Here is an 18,107-nt window from a genome sequence, read left to right on the forward strand (position 1 = left end):
GAACTAAGTCGCTGCGCGACGGCCTGCCAAGGCTGTGCGCAGCGTTTTTACTTTTAGAAAGGCGGTAGATAGTGACTCCTAAAAGGAGTATTGTTTAAGTTACCACACCAAAACAAAACCACTACTTCCGCCTATGAAAAGATTAACATTTTCTGTATTTCTTCACAACTCTTTACTGCTGAGAGTCCGCCCTCCTCCGGAAGAATGTTTTTTATCACTGAAAATATTTAATTCTGGAGGATTTTTAATGAATAACGAAATTAGAAAGCAACTCAAAGAGGAGTGCTTTATCAGAAACTTATCACCGCGAACCTGCAGTATATATGAGTATCATATCAGCAAATTTATCGCATGGAATGATTGCGAAAACATTGATGAGCTGACTATTTACAATGCCCGCGACTATATACTGGAGAAACGTAAGGATGGGAAAACGACGGGATATTGCAATGGTATTAATTCTGCGCTCACATTTTTTTATAAGCATATACTCCATCAGCCATGGAACCACGACATTGTTCCACGCATGAAGCTGGAATGGACTCTCCCACAAGTCTTAACCCGCTCTGAAATAGAAAAGCTTGTAAATACAGCCAAAAACACCCGAAACAAAGCAATCATTGCATTGATCTATTCATCTGGATTAAGGGTAGGTGAAGTTGTGAAGCTTGCTCCTGGTGATATATATATGTCCACTATGCAGATTCATGTCCGTAACAGCAAAAATCATGGTGATCATTGGAGCATTCTTTCAGAACGGACGCTTGAACTTCTAAAGCAATACTGGCATGAATGCCCGGAGGAAAGAGACACTCTATTTGTTACTCTTCGCAAGCCTCATAAGCCTTTGAAAACAGGCGGTATCGAGATCATGCTAAAAAGAATTGGTGCAGAAGCAGGGATTGATGTACACCCTCATATCCTACGCCATTCTTTTGCTACACATCTTATAGAAAATGAAACGCCCAGAGAGTATGTACAGACTCTGCTAGGACACAAATCTCCTTCGTCCACTGCCATTTACGTTCATGTGACGAATAAAGCAATTATGGGAGTCAAGAGTCCTTTTGATCTTCCAATAGAGGAAGATGCTTCAAAAGACAATGAGGGCAAAGGGGATGAATAACGTGACCATACAGGATGTATTTGAGCAGTTCCTGCCTATGGTCGCTGACAGATCATTTTCTGATGAGCAATTCAGAGCAATCCAGTGTATAAGATCCTGCCGCACTGCAGAAATGGGTGCGCATGTAAGTGAGTGTGAATCCTGTCATTCAAAGTTTATACATTACAACTCCTGCAAGAACAGGCACTGCCCCATGTGCCAGGCAATGGAAGTTGATGAGTGGATAGACCTTCGACGTGAAGATGTACTGGATGCGCCGTACTTCCATACTGTATTTACTGTGCCGGGGCTTTTGTATCCTTTGATCTACTCCAATCAGAAGCTTCTTTATGATGCACTCTACCATGCAACTAATAAGACTCTGTCCGAGCTTTCCAAAGATACCAAACATTTTGGCGCAAAGATAGGCTACATCTGTATTCTTCACACATGGGGATCCAAGCTTAATTATCATCCGCATATTCATACGATAGTTCTGGGTGGTGGACTTGATGCCAAGAATCATTGGAAGGACAAAGGAAATAAATTCTTCTTGCCAGTTAAGGTTATGTCAGCTGTCTTCAAAAGATACTATCTAGAAGAACTTAAATACCTTTATGAGTCCAAGAAGCTATCTTATACCGGTGGAGCTGAAAAGCTAAGGAATACCTATGAGTTCAAAAGTCTACTTGATAAGCTCTACGCCATGGATTGGGTTGTTTATTCCAAGCGAACATTCAAAGGAGCACAGGAAGTCTTTAAATACCTGGGTAAATATACTCACAGAATTGCTATAAGCAACAGTCGAATTCTAAGTATAGATTCTGAGAATGTAACCTTCGCGGCAAAGGACTACCGTGTAGATGGCAAGTACAGGCCTATGACTATCTCAGGAGAAAAGTTTGTGTCTCGCTTTCTTCTGCACATACTTCCTAAAGGATTTGTAAGAATACGCTACTATGGGTTACTTGCCTGCAGATGCAAAGCACAGAAAATGACTCTATGCAGGAATCTTCTTGGATGCGAGCAGTATCTTTCCAGGCTCAGAGGTAAGACAACTGCTGAAAAAATCAAGATTCTTTACAACCATGACATTTGCAAATGTTCCAAATGTGGTGAACCTCTCATCACTTTTCGCTTGGACGGCAGATATATGCTTTGTTGAATAAATGGATCTCATATCGATAGACAAGCCTTTTCACGAAGGCTTATTTTGCGTGGAATAAAGACTGTATTTGAGAATGACTGATGTCCTTTAGCCGGAAACAATGATAAGATTTATATAGATGGTGGCAGATTGAAATTCCACAGCCCCCCGGACGCGACTTAGTTCACTCTGATGAAAATCGGTCTGAAGCCCAAACAAAAGGACAGATTTAGGATATATGAAGTCTGTTTTTTTGTTTGGTCTTACACCGATTGTTCACGTTACTATTTATACTGTCCTGGAATGTCAGCCCAGTAGGAAGGTGATACAGATACAATGACGTCTGCATTGTCGAACTCATCCATGATTTTGAGGATGTCGTCATCCATAACACACTTTGCTGTGCTGTGGCAGGCTCTACACCCTTTGCAGAACTCAAAAGAATAGTCATCTATGCAGATGCATTTTGTGTTATATCTAGATGATATTTCTTTATCTATGATGTTTACAATTTCTGCTGTAGCTCCCGTTTTTACAGGACTGCAATTAATGATTAAAGCATTCATTGTTTTATTCAAAGCCTTTCTTAGCCTGCGCTATGATCTGTTCAAGAAGTTCAATTCTCTGAGTTAGTTCTTTATCCATCATATCCTTGGCGGTCTTAGTTCCCCTTGGAAGTGTCATGTACCATCTAGCTATATCAATCTGCTTTTGACAGGATTCGATGATCTCGACATTTGTCTTTTCGTGAACAGAGCTGCCCATAGCCATTGCAATCCTAATAATATCGAATCTGTCGATATCATCGCTGTCTCTGATGGTGGTCTGGAATACGCTCATATCCTCAGGTAAAGTGTCAGTCAGATTATGCCTTCCGATTCCCTGCACTATTTCTTTTGCCATATCATGATCATAGCCTATTCTGGCAAAATACTCTGCGGCAATATCGGCGCTTACCTGTGGATGTATGCGCCAGTCGTCACCACATTCTCTGTAGCCAACGTCATGAAGAAGGCAGGCAACAACAGTATCGGTGACAGGGAGGTTCTCAGCAATCGCGATCATCCTGCCGTTTTCTGCAACTCGTATTGAATGTTCGTAGCGATAGAGCATGTCGCCTCTATCAGGCGTTGGTCCAAGCATCTCATAAACAAATTTCTTGGTGGTTTCTATCACATCTTCTGTTTTATTGTATCGATCAAGTATCGCTAGTGCTCTTTCTGATAAAGACATTTTGTATCCCCTTTATTTGCTTTTTTCTTTATGCCCTATTTCGTTTATCTATCAGAAAGACCTTTCTTAGAAAGCGGTCTTGTCCTGTCATCCTCCACAGTTTTGTCTGGTTCTGCGTGCCTAACGAAGTACATTCTAGTCATTTAGTCCTCCAGTCATTAATCTTCCAAGAATGCGCATCACTTCTATGTTTCTTTGATGATACTATATTAGGGCACAAGAAAAAAGAGACTATCACGAATTATAATCATGAAAAGTCTCTCTATAACTCTTACTTCCCAATCTGCTTAAGGAATTTCTTATCATTCATCTGCTCGTTGGTCACGTACTCGCCATCACAGAAGAAAGATTGGTATCGATACTATCGTAATTCCTATTCCTACAAAAATCTTTCTAAATACCTTTTTCACTTCTTTTTATGATATCTGCAAATATATTTTTTGATACTATTCAATAATTCTAAATTAGCTTTTGCATACATAAAACTCCATGCAAGTTTGAGGCTTGCAGGGCAAAACTTTGTTAGTTAAATCCTCCGCTATAGGTTGATAGGTTAGAGATATAATCGTCTTGGATTGCTGGAACATAATAGGCACCATAAGTTTTTAGACCATTGCTTTGCGTCATCTGCCATCCGTCTGCATCCTGCAACTCAACATAGAACCGGTAGTACGGGAGTAATGTTTCTTCCATCGGCCCGGAACGATAGACCAGTTCCACCTTTGCAATATACTTTTCTCCGGGCATGGCAACAGGGACACTCGTCTGATATTGACCATCCAACAGCTTTTCCCTCGCCTCTGAAACGGAAATCAATGGATAGTCCCCAAGCTTTTCAGCCATGCGAAGGCCATCGTTAAGCCTGATCAGCATCAGATTTCCATTATCATCTGGTGCAAATTGCGCGGTACGGAAATTGAAATTAAGTATTCTTTCTGTCATATCTATTCCGGTATCATAGACTAAGTAACTGCGTGTATATTCTCCATCGAAAGTATAATCTCCCTGCAACACAATCTCAGGATGATCAAAATCCAAAAAAGCGGCGTATGTTTCCGTCAAATAAGTCATGACTGCTTCCGCTTCCGAGTCAGAAGTGTTGCTATAGGTAAAATGATACTCATCAGGGAGTTCATAGCCGCCAGGCAGATCATACACCAGCTCCCCATTAGCATATACTATTAAGTTCCCGCTTCCCGTAATCGCACGCATATTGCAAATAACATCACCGGGAATAAATGTGCCATCCTCGCTCTCTGTAACAATTGTTTCAGTTTCGGTTTCCAGAATATCCAAGCCCAAAGCTTTTGCGGCGTTTTCTAGTTCTTCAGTCATCTCTGCTTCACTTAAGCCGATCGGCACGCCAGCGCCGGATGGATCATAGCTATCGTTTCTGAAAACAGGTAGTGTTTCCAACGCTATGTCCTCACACCAAGGATTTCCATTTTCTAATTCCTCCGCGCTGTAGTACATCAACCCCTCGAATCCCATGCCACCGCTTTCATATTCAGGAATCACAATTTGAGAAAGTTCTCCTGAAATGATAGGGGGCGTTTCACCAGGTCGGGTGATTGCAACGAATCCTCCAACGATTAAGCAAAGGCATGCTGCAGCCGCTACCCACTTAACCCATATGGGCTTTCTGATTTTTTGTTTTGATGGCATTGCCTCAATAATATATTGTTCGTCAACTTTACCGAGAACACTCAACAGGCGTTCTTCCTTCATAAGTCAATTCCCTCCTTCGTCAAAAGCAGCTTTAGCTCATTTCTGGAGCGAAGCAGAGACATTTTTACCTTGCTTTCAGAGATAGCAAAATCTGACGCTATTTCTGCGACAGGGCATAAATACCAATACCGACGCATGAAGATTATTCTTTTTTCAGCTGTCAGCGACGCAAGAAAACGATTCAGCAGGTCTGCCAGCATAAGATCATCGACGATATGGACAGTTTTATCCGTTGCTGGAATGCAGTCCTGCAATTCATCAAGTGCAAGTGGAACCTGACCTGCTCCACGCTTTTGGGCCGTATATTTTTCCCATCTTTGCAATGACAGATTACGGGTAATTCTGCCAAGAAAAGCGGATAGTATGTTTGGTCGCTGATCCGGCATGGCATTCCATGCATTTAGATATGTGTCGTTGACACATTCTTCGCTGTCTTCTTTACTATGTAGAATGTTATAGGCGATATAATAACAATAGTGCCCGTACTTGTTAGATGTTTCAGATATAGCTTTTTCAAAGCGCGCCCAGTACAAGTCTACAATCTGGTTATCTTCCATGCTCTGCTCCTTTCTCTAGTGATAAGGCCTTTCATATATATAGATCGGAAAACCGAGAGATTCGTCACATAAAATGCAGGATTTATTATAGCACATGGTTAAAAAGCCCTCGTCCGTCAAAGGCAAAAGGAATAGCCAAAAAAGGAAGCAACCATTCTGATTGCTTCCTCATAGATTTTAATTAACATATAATACCCATATTTACAGAAAAATGCATACTCTCTCGTTTATCCTGGAAATCAAAGGTTTTTCTTCCGATAGAACTTATTATCCTCATTTAGATTTTCTTATTCATATAATTAGACTTCAAAAAGAGTGACTAAATTAGGGAATCATTGATGGTTTAGTCAAAAACTGAAAATTTTTCAATGTATGCCTTATAGAAGAAAAAATATAGCTATAGGGCATACATTTTGGTGCCAGTGAAGGTTTTCCATACGCAATGTATGCCTTTAATAGATAAAAAGGGCCATTTAAGGCATACAAAGGCAAATCAAAGATCGATAATTATATAAAAAATATGCCTTCAGAAAACATAAACACCTTGTTAAGGCATATTTCGTAAATTCCGCCCCACACTTTGTCATCGTACATAATACTGAAATTGAACTAAGTCGCTGCGCGACGGCCTGCCAAGGCTGTGGCGCAGCGACTTAGTTCTCTTTCTGTTTTGCTTTTAATACATCTTCAGGCTTGTTCATATCGCTTTTTCCAATAAACTTTCTGGCAAAAGATTTCGTCAGAAAGATACTTAGCATATGCTCTTTCTCACGTTCACGTTTTTTTCCGTCTTATTCACGAAATCCGTCCGCCTTCCATCGCCAATGTTTTCTCTGCAATCCTCATGGTTGACTCTCTGTGAGATACAAGGAGGACAGTCTTTTCTCTCCCTTCTTCTTTAAGAGATTTCAGAATCACAGCTTCATTGAGACTATCAAGATTGCTTGTTGGTTCGTCGAGAAGCATAAACGGTGCATTATGAAGAAACGCCCTTGCAAGTCCTATTCTCTGCCTCTCACCGCCGGACAAGGTGCTTCCCAGCTCTCCGACTTCGGTTTCATAGCCCTTCGGAAGCGTCATAATAAAGTCATGTATAGAAGCCTTTTTGCATGCCTGCACAACTTCTTCGTCAGTTGCATCAAGTTTTCCGATGCGGATATTGTTACTAATCGTATCTTTGAAAAGCTCTGTTTCCTGAGTCATGTAGCTTTCCATGTCCCGAAGATCCGCTGTGTTTATCTCACTTACATTTCTTCCGGATACCGAGATTTCTCCATTACAGGCATTCCAGAATCTCATGAGAAGCTTTAAAAGTGTAGACTTGCCACACCCACTCTTTCCAACAATACCGACAATCCTTCCCTTTGGCACCTGCAGCGATATGTTATTCAGCACATTTTCTCCTGCATAGGCAAAAGAAACATTTTTTACTTCCGCACCGTCAAAATCTACAGATGCCTTCCCTGTTATGTCTTCCGTCTCCGGCTCTTCGTCTATGATTGCAAGGACTCTTGCACCTGAAGCCACTGTACTCTGAAGAGTTGTACCAAGTGCCGCAAGTGCGGTAACAGGTCCGAAGGATGACATGAGAGCGATCATCGGTATAAGGAATCCGTCAAATCCAATCTGCCCGGCTTGATAAAGCCATGCGCAAACCATCAGCATTGCGATATCGGAGATTAGTATCAGCATATTTGCTATCGCCATGTTGGTTCCGGTAAGCTTACTCAAAACTCCCTGTCTCTCTGAAAGCGCTCTTGTTTTATCACTTATCTCTTTCAGTCTCTTTTCTCCAAAGGAATACTGAAGCATATCATCGATTCCCCTTATGCTTTCAAGCATATGTGCTGAAAGTTCTCCTGACTGCGCCCGAAGTTCATCGCCCGTTGTACCGCTCCGCTTTGAAATGATCACGGGAAGAATCACGCCTACAAGAGTAAACGCAATTAGTGCTGCGATACCAAGAAGCGGGTGAAAGCTTCCGATAAACAGGCACATAATCGTTTCCGATACTATAGCGATGCATATCGGCGAGATAGTATGTGCATAAAACACCTCCAGAAGCTCCACATCCGATGTGATGAGAGATATCAGATCTCCTTTATCCCTTCCTTCAAGCTTTGCAGGGCATAGCCTTCTGAGTGCTTTAAACACTTTGTCTCTTATGATCGCGAGCAGCGTAAATGCTATATAATGATTTGTCCGCTGCTCTGTAAACCTGAATATCGCTCGCAGTATCGCAAATGATAAAAGCAGCCATACAAGCATGTTCCAAGATAACTTTGTTTGTATCCCAAGCCCTATGAGAATTGCTTCTCCACCAAGTATCGGAATGAACTCTGCTGTAAGGAAGCCAAGTGTTCCGAGCACGACAGCCAGGATCATAAAGCCGGAGAGAGGCTTTACAAGCTTAAGCATTCTTAACAGAATCAGCGCTTTGTTTTGCTTTTTCATGCGATAACACCTCCCTTCCCGTAGTCCTCAAGTTCTTTCTGTGTATTCCACAGGATTCTGTATACGTTATTCGTTTCAAGAAGATCTACATGTGTTCCCGATCCGGAGATCCTGCCGTTATCCATAACAAAGATTCTGTCCGCATCCACAACATTCATAAGCCTGTGAGTGATCATGATAACTGTCTTTTTTTCAGCAAGTTTCTTTATCCCAGAAAGGATAAGTTCCTCACTCTCGATATCAATATTGCTTGTAGCCTCGTCAAATATATATACCTTCGCATCGTGAAGGATTGCTCTTGCCAAAGCAAGCCTCTGTTTCTGCCCGCCGGAAAGGTTTCCCGCATTTTCCGTAAGAAGAGTGTCCAGTCCTTTTTCTTCCTTGAAGAATCCGTCTATATTACACTCAGTCAGCACATTCCAAAGTTCTTCCTCTGATGCTTCAGGATTCGCCAAAAGAAGGTTTTCCCGCACAGTTCCTTTGAAGAACGTACTGCCAATACCTACATAGTTGATATTCATAAAAAGATTGTCTTCGTTGATATCAAAAACGTTTATTCCGGCAATAGTAAGAGTTCCCTGCTTAATCGTATTTCGTCCCATGATAAGAGATGCAATGGTTGATTTACCACTTCCGCTCTCCCCCACGATACCCGTAAATGTATTCTCCTTTATATCCGCAGATATATGGTCAAGTACCTGCTTTTCATCATCATAGGAAAAGCTGACATCTGAAAGTCTAATGTCCAGCCCTATCTCGGAAAGTCTCGCAGTCTTTTCTTTTGGCTCTTCCTCGCTCAAGAATTTAAATATCCTATCGCTTGCGGCCATTCCATTCATAGCCACATGGAAGTAGCTGCCAAGTTTTCTCATCGGAAGAAAGAAATCCGCTGAAAGAAGGATCATAAAGACCGTACTCTGAAGCGTAAGGTTTCCGTCTATAAAGTTTTTTCCTGCAAGTGCAATACCAAGTGCGGCACCACCGTATGCGAAGAAATCCATGATGATAATGGAATTGAGCTGCATCGTCAGAACTTTCATAGTAATCCTTCTGAAGTTCTCGGATTCCGCGTTCATCTGTTCGTTCTTATAAGCATCAGCTTTGTATGTTTTCAGAGTTGTCATCCCTTGAAGATTTTCTAGGAAGGTGCTCCCAAGCTTCGCATACTGATCCCAGTACTTGGACAGAAGCTTCTTTGCAATCTTCTGGACCATCATTATGGCTCCTGGGATGAGGGGAACACAGATAAGCAGCACTCCTGCCACCTTGAAACTTCCCGCAAGACCGAACAACACAAACAGGGTGATTGGAGCGATAAATGCATAGAAAAACTGCGGCACGTATTGTCCAAAATAGCTTTCAAGCTGTTCTACACCTTCCACTGATTCCTGAACAAGTTCTGCGGTTGTCGCATGCTCTCTGTATGTATTCCCAAGCTTCAGTATCTTTTTATATATCTGCTCTCTCATTACGCGCTTTACTGTCTTCGATGCACGATAGCTCATCTGCGTCGTTTGCTTTGTCATGACAAACCGAACAATGAGAACACCTGCAAGTATCGCAAGAGAAATAAGCATCTCATTTACGGTCATTTCCTTGCGATACAGCTTTCCTACCGCATTTGCGATGACAAAGATCATCACTGCGTTCATCATAAGTTCAACCCATTGGCAGATAATGTTACCCACTATGTATTTTTTGCTCTCTGGACACATAGCCATCAATCTCTTATCAAACATTTCCTATCTTTACTCCCTTAAAGCGGCTTATTATTTTTTGCACTAAAAATATGCCATTGATCCATCTATGTGGCATTCCATTTCTTTTCCGTAAATACAACAGTCCCTACCGGAACATCCAAAAGGCTTCCATCAAAGTCATCAGGTATATAAGATAGAACCTTTCCTGCAGTTTTATGATACCACTTTGCGTTAGTTATAGCTAACAATATTTTAAAAAATGATGCCCTGCACAAGCAGAGCATCCGTTATCATGAATTAAATGATTACTGGGAAATTTATTCAAAAACCTCACCATTCCTTGAAATCGTCACAACCTGCCATGGAAGAAACTTACCGCTGTTCCTTATTGCATTCTCTGCTGCTCTCTGAAGACCGCCGCAGCAGGGAACCTCCATTCTTACTATGGTCACGCTGGCGATATCATTGTTTGAAATGATATCTGTAAGCTTTTCTGTGTAGTCACCCTCATCAAGCTTGGGGCATCCTATCATTGTAACCTTGCCCTTCATGAACTCTTCATGCATGTTTGCATAGGCATATGCTGTACAATCGGCTGCTATAAGGAGCCTGGCTCCATTATAGAAATCTGCCTGTGTCGGCAGAAGTTTTATCTGACAGGGCCACTGCATCAGTCTGGAGGGATGCGAGGTCATTCTTGAAATCATATTCTGTCCAGGATCAGTGTCCTCCTGTACGCTACTCTTAAGTGCCATAAATCTTGACCCTGGACATCCGTGTGCTGCTTTTACTGCTGCTTCATCATAGGCAGGCGCTTCCCTCTCTTCAAAAGAGATTGCTCCCATTGGGCATCCAGGCAGACAGTCTCCAAAACCGTCGCAGAAGTTTTCTCTTACAAGTTTTGCCTTTCCATCCACAATATCTATAGCCCCCTCATGACATGCATTTGCACAGATGCCACAGCCGTTGCACTTTTCTTCATCAATCTTTATTATCTTTCTTACCATCGTTAATCCTCTCTTGTTTCACTGTATTCTTGTTTTGATGCCGTCAGTATAATATACTGTTCGTAATAAGTATGTTGTTTAAACCACATTTTGAAAATTTTTCCGAGTCTGATTCTAAATAATTTTATGAGGATAAATAATGGATATAAATGTACTGGAGAAAAGCAGACTGTTCCAAGGGATGACAGCAAAAGAACTGTCGTTATGCCTCGATTCACTGGATGCCAGGGAAAAGAAATATCGAAAAGAAGAATTGATTCTACACGCCGGAGATTCGACCGATAAGATAGGCATGGTACTCTCAGGCAGTGTTACCATTGAAAGTAACGATGTATGGGGCAACCGTACTGTTTTAAGCCACGTTGGAATAAACCAATATTTTGCTGAAACCTACTCTCTTCTTGGGAAGGTCCTTCTGGTCGATGTCAGAGCAAATGAGGACTGTCGTATTCTCTTTTGCAATATAAAAACCCTCCTTGATGACTGCAAAAAGAGCTCTCCCTGGAAGGAAAAGCTCCTTAAAAACATACTTATTATCTCATCTCAGAAAAATCTTGTTCTGTCCGGTCGGAGCTTTCATACTTCATCAAAGAGCTGCCGTGGGCGTCTTTTGTCATACCTCAATGCAATTGCACTTCAGACAGGCTCGAAGGAATTTGATATTCCTTTCAACAGACAACAACTTGCAGATTATCTGAACCTGGAAAGAACCAACATGTCAAAAGAGCTGTCTCATATGAAAGATGAAGGGCTGATTGAGTACAGAAAAAGTCACTTCAAGCTCCTTAAGGCAGATTAACCTGAACGTTAATTATCTTAACTCCTTTTCCACATTCCTTATTCCATATAGCTTTCCTCCAGAATTCTCAGTCCTTCCTTATAATCCTGTCCCAAAACTTCCTGTGTCTTTTGGAAGTCATACTTCTCATGTAGTCTGTCATGAACCTTTAAGAACTCTTTCTTTCCGTATTTCCGTATATATAATGCCTGAGCCTTTGCTGCATTTGCTCCGTCATTTGATGGAATATAGAACCCTTTATTGCAATTTTCGAGCTCATCACACTCATAACATCCGTCCAAATCTTTTTCCTTACAGCATTTCACATTCGGACATATTCTGTCCTCAGCACAGGTGGCAAAAGAGCAGACATTGTAGTTCGTTCTGCAGGATCCGCACCACTCTGAAAGAAAACAGTGATTACAGGAAAAGCCACAATAAGCAACAGGATCAACACCCTTTCGTGCTATCTTGCAGAGTTTATTCTTGATGCGGCGCATGGCTTCGATATGCATGATCCAGTGACGGCTAAATGGCATCTGAATCAGTCCTTTAATATCCTTTCCGCACCAGTAATCAATCAGCCAAAAGGCATTCTCATTCTCACTGACACATTTACTGCGGATAAGTTTTTCCTTTACATCGCCGCCGAATTTTTGCTTTAAATCCTTGTATGTCAGATCTCCAAGAATCTGATCCGTAGACTCCTTTACAGCTTTTACATACAGATATAGTTCTTTAATATTCAGTTTTTCTGAAAACTCTGCAATCTCGTTTCCCTGAAGTTCATTACCCGTAGTAATAATAGGTGCGCCAATGCGATTATGAAAATCATGTGTAAAAAGAATTTGACTATCCCCTGCTATCATCTCATGGGCAACTATATCTTCAATCCTGAAAATATGCCAGATAGAATAGGCAAGGGTTTTACTGTGATATCCATCTGCACCCGCAAAAGGCATTTTGGCAAAGGCCTCATCCGGGTATCCACTCACAATCTGAGTAATCTGCTCAAACATTTCCTCGCGGAAAGCCAAAAGCTTCTGAATAGCATCTTTAAAGGTTGCTTCCTTCGTCAGCAATTTCTGTATTTCTTTATTGTTTTCTGACCATGATTTGTCCATAATCTATCTTCTCTCATCGGTTAATCCAGCATTATTATTCCATTGTTCTTTCTTACATTTTAGTAAAGTCATATTAAAATAGGCAAGCCTTACCCTTAATCTTTAAGCCCAAAAGTGGACCACTAACCCCGTCCCAATTGTCATCCTACGCCAATGGCAGGCAATACCTTTTGCTCGATAAAATCCACTCTGTCAAATATCCTCGGCTTAAACGTACCTGTCACTCCAACAGATACTTTTTTCTCTTTGTTTATATAGATGATATTTCCGCTGTCACCAATCGCCGCATATACCTCTTTATCATCATAGGGTTTGTACCATAAGTAGCCATAGTTCATGAAGCCAAACCGTTCGCCTAGCTTGAGATGGGGAGAGAGCATATCTTTCAGATATTCTTCTGAGATTATTCTATTTCCGTTATACAGGCCATCATTCAACACCATAGCGCCGATTACAGCCATATCTTTCGCTGACATACATAATCCCCAGCCCGCAGTAACGCAGCCCCGAGGGTCGCTGTACCATTCATATTTCCTTGGATTCTTATTCATGAAAAAATCAAACTGATCTTCTTTGGAGCTGTCTCCATGCGCTATTCGCTCAGGAAGGTTCAACGGCGCAAACAGATTATTGTTGGCAAAATCTATGCACTTCTCATCTGCTGCCTTCTCGATTATCCCTGCCAAAATCTGAATACCAAGCGTAGCATATCTGAACTCACCTGTAATTCCGCTACGTCCTCCGAGATAATCAAGTATCGCATATGTAAAATCCTGTGAAGTACACACCTTTTTCCAGGGTTCTGACCTGCCTTTATAAGGAGCTGTCATAGTGAGCAGATTTCTGATTGTGACATCATATATGGTCTTCTCCCCACGCTTTACAATGTAATCAGGGAAAAAATCCATCACCTTTTGATCCACGTTTTTGATAAAGCCCTTGTCCAACGCAATTCCCACAAGTAACGCCATAATTCCTTTGGTAACAGAATTGACATTCATAGCATTTAAGGTCTTAAATCCGTGCCAGCAGTCGTCATAAACATCCAGCCCTTCTTTAATCGCATAAATCTGACAAATGTTACTCTCGTTTCTGGTGCTTTCAGAAACGTATTTATGAAGTTGTTCTTTCGTCATTAAAAAGCCTCCTCTTAGGAATGATTCGGACGTCCTAAGAAAAGGCTAATATGATTAAAAATTGTTTTCAAGAAAAATCTTAAAAATCTTTATCAGGAAGCTTATATCCCTTGTCGGACAGGCCTTCAATCTTCATGCTTTTTCCGTCATTATGCTTCTCCTGTTATCTCTTTTGCAAGTTCCAGAATCACAAAGGCATATTTTTCCTTGCCCTTTTTAAGGAGCATTTTGTATAAAGGATAGTTGATGATACAGACAGCAGCACCTACTATTCCAAGAAGCACCCCAATTACCATGAAAATTACTCCTGTTCCAAAGACGCTAAGTCCAAAGCACATCCCTGCGCCAAAGATCAAAGTCCCAATAATTCCCAGCGTCATGGCTGATATAAATGCCGGAAGCTTTGCTCTTTCATCGAGCTTTTTAAGCTGCCTTACCTTATTGGTTTCCTTTGGCATGTAATCCTTTGCAACACTTTCTGCATAAACCTTATCTAAATCGTTCATTGTATTTTTCTCCTTTTCTTCAATGTCTTTTTATGCGATCTTTCCTGTTTCTTTTAGCCATCTGATCTCGTCACGTATAGTCTCTCTATATGACCTTGTGTTATAGCCTAGATCCTTACTTGCCTTGCTTGAATCAAAGCGGTTGTTCCTTGCCAGGTTGTAAACAGAGAAGGTTGTCATAAGAGGCTTTTCTCCTGTCTTCTTAGCTCTTTTCTCAAGTACCCCGGCAATCAGGTTTGCTACTGATATTGGTAAAAAGAACTTCATCTGCTTGCAACCGCTCTCCTCTGAAACAAGCTTTGTAAAATCCTTAAAGCTGACAGGCTCATTCCCAAGAATGTAGCACTCTCCGCTTTTTCCCTTATCCGCTGCTCCAATGAGTCCGTCAGCCAGATCCCTTACATCACACAGATTAAAGCTTCCGTCAATTCCGGCGGGCATCTCACCATTGATGATATCAACCAGAGTCTTTGTGGTCTCGCCCATTGCAAAGTCCTCAGGTCCAAGGATTCCTGACGGATGAACAACACAGGCGTTAAGGCCTTCCTTTGCAGCTTTGAGCACCACGTTTGTTGCCATAGCCTTTGACAATGAGTAGCAGCCTTTGATTCTCTCAGGATCAAGGGGAATAGATCCTTCGCACTCTCTTATGGTTCCTTTTTCTTCCTCAGGTATTGCTCCTGTTGATGAGCAATAGACAAGCTTTGATACTTTGTGCTCTTTGCATATCTCTATGATGTTTTCTGTTCCACCGACATTTACGTCCATGACTTTCTGACTGTAATCAGGATTTACTGTTACGATGCTCGCTATATGAAGCACAATTACTTCCGTATCTTCAGGTGTCTCAAAGAATCTTTCCAGGTCATCTTTGTTACAAAGATCGCCGTATGCTATTTCAACTTCCTCAGGAAGATATTTTGCTGACTTGTCGCCTTCAAGGACAAACGCCCTTACTTTTTCATTTCTTTCAACAAGCTTTCTGCAGACTGTGCTTCCAAGAAATCCTGCTGCTCCTGTTACCAGATACATCTTATTTGTTTTGCTCATTTATCTTTTCCTTTCTTATTCTCAATTTGTTTTTTGCTCTTTGCTTTGAGCTTGAAGTCATTATAGGAAAATGAGCACACAAAAAGAACAACACTTTTTGCAAAATGTGTTGATTTCAGGAGTACAGGTCCCGACACGTTTTGTAAAAAGTGTTGATTTGTAAATTCGATATAGTGTTTTTACTGCGTTATGGCTTGATGATACACTTCTGTATGACGCTTATGATCTCATCTTTTGACTCGGTGCATCCACCTCGTACCCACTCAGTGACAACTCCGATAATGCCCTTAAGATAAAAGACCATGCATTGTTTAGTATCAAGTTTGGAAACCCTTCTTTTTATGAATCATCACAATGATTGCAGCAATCACAAAAACTGAATTGCTTACTATTGTCTGTCTAAGATTTCCTCCAGTGCTTGATGCTCTATCAGCAATAGATTTCCCAGCTATTAGTCCGTACTTCGATAGTGTCATAAAATCCAAAGCAGCATGAAGAATAATCATTCCAAGTAGATTCTGCCACTTAACATATATTGCACACATCAATAATCCAAACATTGTATTAGCAAGAACCTGAAGCAATGTCGCCTTAATATTCCCGTTCGCAAAATAGTTTTGAAAATGATATATCCCAAAAAACAGTGCTCCCAAAACTACGGATAGTACAGCTCTCTTTCCCTCTATACCAAGCCTATCCATGATAAGTTGCATTACAGTTCCTCTCATGAACAATTCCTCAGAAAGGCCAATCATAAGGACAAAACAAATATAAAAAAAGATCTCAGTTACTGATTTAAACCTGCCAAAACCATTAATTGTATCCACTATAGTTACAACAGTTCCCATAATTGATATAGCCAATATTATTGCACCTGATAACAGACTGTTACCTAAATTTCTAAATGGTTTTTTTAATGAATCCGTTGTTCCTATGATAAATGCTATGAAAAATGACGGCAAAACCTTGGTTATTATCTCCCTAACAAAGAACGCCACATTAGATGCCCCAAACGATAATCGAAATATCTTTATAATTTGCCATATTGCCTCATATATAACCAACTCTAAAACAAATGCTACTATAATTGCCAGCACTGTATGATTTTTGAAAAACTTCTGCATTACCTTTTGTACCTCTCAGTGTTTTTGTTATTTTTAAGATATCATGCAATTTGTACCTTAGTTCAATTGCGATTTGCATTGACCAGTTTTAAAAACTTCTTATCATTCATTTGCTCATTAGTTACATAATCCCCATCACAGAACAGTGCATATGTGGTAATTGGTGTTGGAGCATTCTGAGCCTGATTTCTGGTCTCTATTCTGATTGCTCTAAACGGTATTCCATTGTTCTTAGCAGTCTCTTCCAAAACAGGCACATACTTGGCATTAAATGGGCACTGATTCGTGTAATAAAGCACGTATCCTTTTTCATCGATACGAGGATGCTTTGCGCATTCCTTGAAGCATGGTGTTTCAACACTTTTTTCAAAGGACAGATACCACAGCTGGATTCCATTATCGGCTTCATCACAAACTTGAAAGCCTTTGAATGCTAGAAACTTAGGATCAGAAAGGAATGGCTTTTTCTTAGCAGCAGATAATATGCAAATTCCCTTCTTCCCCTTTTCCTTACTGTCCTTTATGCACTCATTAAGAAGATCACTTGAATATCCATGTCCCTTTAAGGAACCTGAAACCCACAGACAATCGATATACATATATTCCGGTGCATTTATCGGATTCCACGCATACTCTGCCGGGATATATTCAATAAAGCATTTACCGCGTTCGACACTCTTTAAGAAAACAAGCCCTTCATCAAATCTGTCAGCAAGCCAGGCTTTCTTGGATGATACCTGTATATCTTTATTGTTTGATATAGCACAACAGATGTGTTCTTCTTCAAGATTATCCTTGGATACTCTTATATACTCCATCTTCAGCTCTCCTTTCTAATAGGATGTCTTATAACCGTCTTAAGCTTCTCTGGCACCACTTTCCTTGCATCGCTAAGGTAAATCTCATGGTGCAATCTATTTTCTGTGATATCTAAAACATATCCCTGCTCTTCCGCAAACTTATGCATCAATTCCACTGTAGCAGGCTCGTCATCATAGGCACCAACATGCATACACTGGACACAAAGTCCCTCATCGTAAGAGAAGAATTCCACCTTGGAAAAATCTTCCTTTTTCTTGACTGTAGCTTCTGCAATAGCCCAATCAAAATCTTCCTTTGTCGCAAAATCCGGCAAACGTATTACAGATATCCAGTTAAAATCAGTTTTACGAGCATAATCTATTCCCTCTACTCCGTTCTGCCACCAAAAGCCTTCTAATGGAGGTACTACATAATCAAAATAGCCCTCGATTTGATGACTGCCTTTTTTACTCATCTTGATAGTGAATGCGATCGCATATAAAAGACCTATAGCCTGCTTATACCCTCCGCCCTCTTCGTTGGGATCACCAACGCCTCTCACGGCAATATAGTTCATCTTCGGAACCGTCACTATGGAAGGCGTATCATTAGGCATGTAGAATTCTTTGTACTCCTTCTTGTAATCGAATGCCATGT

The 18,107-nt window shown here is 41.0% G+C and carries 18 protein-coding genes and 1 pseudogene; 3 read left to right on the plus strand and 16 right to left on the minus strand.

Going from position 1 to position 18,107, the window contains the following annotated elements; translation table 11 throughout:
* The first annotated feature begins 247 nt into the window (after window positions 1–247).
* A complete protein-coding gene (locus G631_RS0114035) occupies window positions 248–1,126 on the plus strand; it encodes a tyrosine-type recombinase/integrase (RefSeq protein WP_026489411.1) in 879 nt (292 codons plus the stop codon).
* On the plus strand, window positions 1,119–2,270 hold the full coding sequence (locus tag G631_RS0114040) for an IS91 family transposase (RefSeq protein ID WP_026489412.1): 1,152 nt from the start codon (window positions 1,119–1,121) through the stop codon (window positions 2,268–2,270). The genes G631_RS0114035 and G631_RS0114040 overlap by 8 nt, the downstream gene beginning before the upstream one ends.
* A gap of 266 nt (window positions 2,271–2,536) precedes the next feature.
* Here G631_RS0114040 and G631_RS19340 read toward each other — a convergent pair whose 3' ends face one another.
* The 8 genes and pseudogenes from G631_RS19340 to G631_RS0114085 form a co-directional block, all read right to left on the minus strand.
* Entirely contained in the window at window positions 2,537–2,818 is a 282-nt protein-coding gene (locus G631_RS19340) for a flavodoxin family protein (RefSeq protein ID WP_035789868.1), read from the minus strand.
* A 4-nt stretch (window positions 2,819–2,822) separates the two neighbouring features.
* Entirely contained in the window at window positions 2,823–3,485 is a 663-nt protein-coding gene (locus G631_RS20395) for an HD domain-containing protein (RefSeq protein ID WP_026489990.1), read from the minus strand.
* Window positions 3,486–3,756: 271 nt separating this feature from the next.
* Window positions 3,757–3,831: pseudogene (locus G631_RS21660) on the minus strand (YoaP domain-containing protein); the annotation flags it as partial.
* Window positions 3,832–4,007: 176 nt separating this feature from the next.
* Complete coding sequence (locus tag G631_RS0114060; protein WP_026489991.1) at window positions 4,008–5,213, minus strand: hypothetical protein; 1,206 nt, start codon at window positions 5,211–5,213, stop codon at window positions 4,008–4,010.
* Window positions 5,210–5,770, minus strand: coding sequence for an RNA polymerase sigma factor (locus tag G631_RS0114065; protein WP_026489992.1), 561 nt, complete (start codon window positions 5,768–5,770; stop codon window positions 5,210–5,212). The genes G631_RS0114060 and G631_RS0114065 overlap by 4 nt, the downstream gene beginning before the upstream one ends.
* Window positions 5,771–6,565: 795 nt before the next feature.
* The gene (locus G631_RS0114075) at window positions 6,566–8,224 is read right to left on the minus strand and encodes an amino acid ABC transporter ATP-binding/permease protein (protein WP_026489993.1); all 1,659 of its coding nucleotides are present in this window, start codon (window positions 8,222–8,224) and stop codon (window positions 6,566–6,568) included.
* Window positions 8,221–9,963: an ABC transporter ATP-binding protein/permease gene (locus tag G631_RS0114080; protein WP_026489994.1), complete on the minus strand. Its 1,743-nt coding sequence runs from the start codon at window positions 9,961–9,963 to the stop codon at window positions 8,221–8,223. The genes G631_RS0114075 and G631_RS0114080 overlap by 4 nt, the downstream gene beginning before the upstream one ends.
* Window positions 9,964–10,241: 278 nt before the next feature.
* On the minus strand, window positions 10,242–10,931 hold the full coding sequence (locus G631_RS0114085; protein ID WP_026489995.1) for an ATP-binding protein: 690 nt from the start codon (window positions 10,929–10,931) through the stop codon (window positions 10,242–10,244).
* 139 nt (window positions 10,932–11,070) lie between these two features.
* Here G631_RS0114085 and G631_RS0114090 point away from each other — a divergent pair, with 139 nt between their 5' ends.
* Window positions 11,071–11,730: a Crp/Fnr family transcriptional regulator gene (locus G631_RS0114090; protein WP_026489996.1), complete on the plus strand. Its 660-nt coding sequence runs from the start codon at window positions 11,071–11,073 to the stop codon at window positions 11,728–11,730.
* Between the two features lie 38 nt (window positions 11,731–11,768).
* Here the strand turns inward: G631_RS0114090 and G631_RS21490 are convergent, their stop codons facing one another.
* The 8 genes from G631_RS21490 to G631_RS0114125 all read right to left on the minus strand — a co-directional run bounded on the left by G631_RS21490 (window position 11,769) and on the right by G631_RS0114125 (window position 18,105).
* Window positions 11,769–12,833, minus strand: coding sequence for a DUF3795 domain-containing protein (locus tag G631_RS21490; RefSeq protein WP_081671369.1), 1,065 nt, complete (start codon window positions 12,831–12,833; stop codon window positions 11,769–11,771).
* A gap of 140 nt (window positions 12,834–12,973) precedes the next feature.
* The gene (locus G631_RS0114100) at window positions 12,974–13,969 is read right to left on the minus strand and encodes a serine hydrolase domain-containing protein (protein ID WP_026489997.1); all 996 of its coding nucleotides are present in this window, start codon (window positions 13,967–13,969) and stop codon (window positions 12,974–12,976) included.
* Window positions 13,970–14,118: 149 nt separating this feature from the next.
* On the minus strand, window positions 14,119–14,475 hold the full coding sequence (locus tag G631_RS0114105) for a dihydropteridine reductase (protein WP_026489998.1): 357 nt from the start codon (window positions 14,473–14,475) through the stop codon (window positions 14,119–14,121).
* A gap of 30 nt (window positions 14,476–14,505) precedes the next feature.
* The gene (locus G631_RS0114110; RefSeq protein ID WP_026489999.1) at window positions 14,506–15,525 is read right to left on the minus strand and encodes an NAD-dependent epimerase/dehydratase family protein; all 1,020 of its coding nucleotides are present in this window, start codon (window positions 15,523–15,525) and stop codon (window positions 14,506–14,508) included.
* A gap of 187 nt (window positions 15,526–15,712) precedes the next feature.
* Window positions 15,713–15,829: a TetR-like C-terminal domain-containing protein gene (locus G631_RS21665; protein WP_196803881.1), complete on the minus strand. Its 117-nt coding sequence runs from the start codon at window positions 15,827–15,829 to the stop codon at window positions 15,713–15,715.
* Between the two features lie 13 nt (window positions 15,830–15,842).
* Window positions 15,843–16,649, minus strand: coding sequence for a CPBP family intramembrane glutamic endopeptidase (locus G631_RS0114115; RefSeq protein WP_026490000.1), 807 nt, complete (start codon window positions 16,647–16,649; stop codon window positions 15,843–15,845).
* A gap of 62 nt (window positions 16,650–16,711) precedes the next feature.
* On the minus strand, window positions 16,712–17,467 hold the full coding sequence (locus G631_RS0114120) for an N-acetyltransferase (RefSeq protein ID WP_026490001.1): 756 nt from the start codon (window positions 17,465–17,467) through the stop codon (window positions 16,712–16,714).
* 2 nt (window positions 17,468–17,469) lie between these two features.
* Complete coding sequence (locus tag G631_RS0114125; protein ID WP_026490002.1) at window positions 17,470–18,105, minus strand: GyrI-like domain-containing protein; 636 nt, start codon at window positions 18,103–18,105, stop codon at window positions 17,470–17,472.
* Between the last annotated feature and the right edge of the window lie 2 nt (window positions 18,106–18,107).

Origin of the sequence: Butyrivibrio sp. XBB1001, from assembly GCF_000424505.1 — a bacterium.
Classification (GTDB): domain Bacteria; phylum Bacillota; class Clostridia; order Lachnospirales; family Lachnospiraceae; genus Butyrivibrio.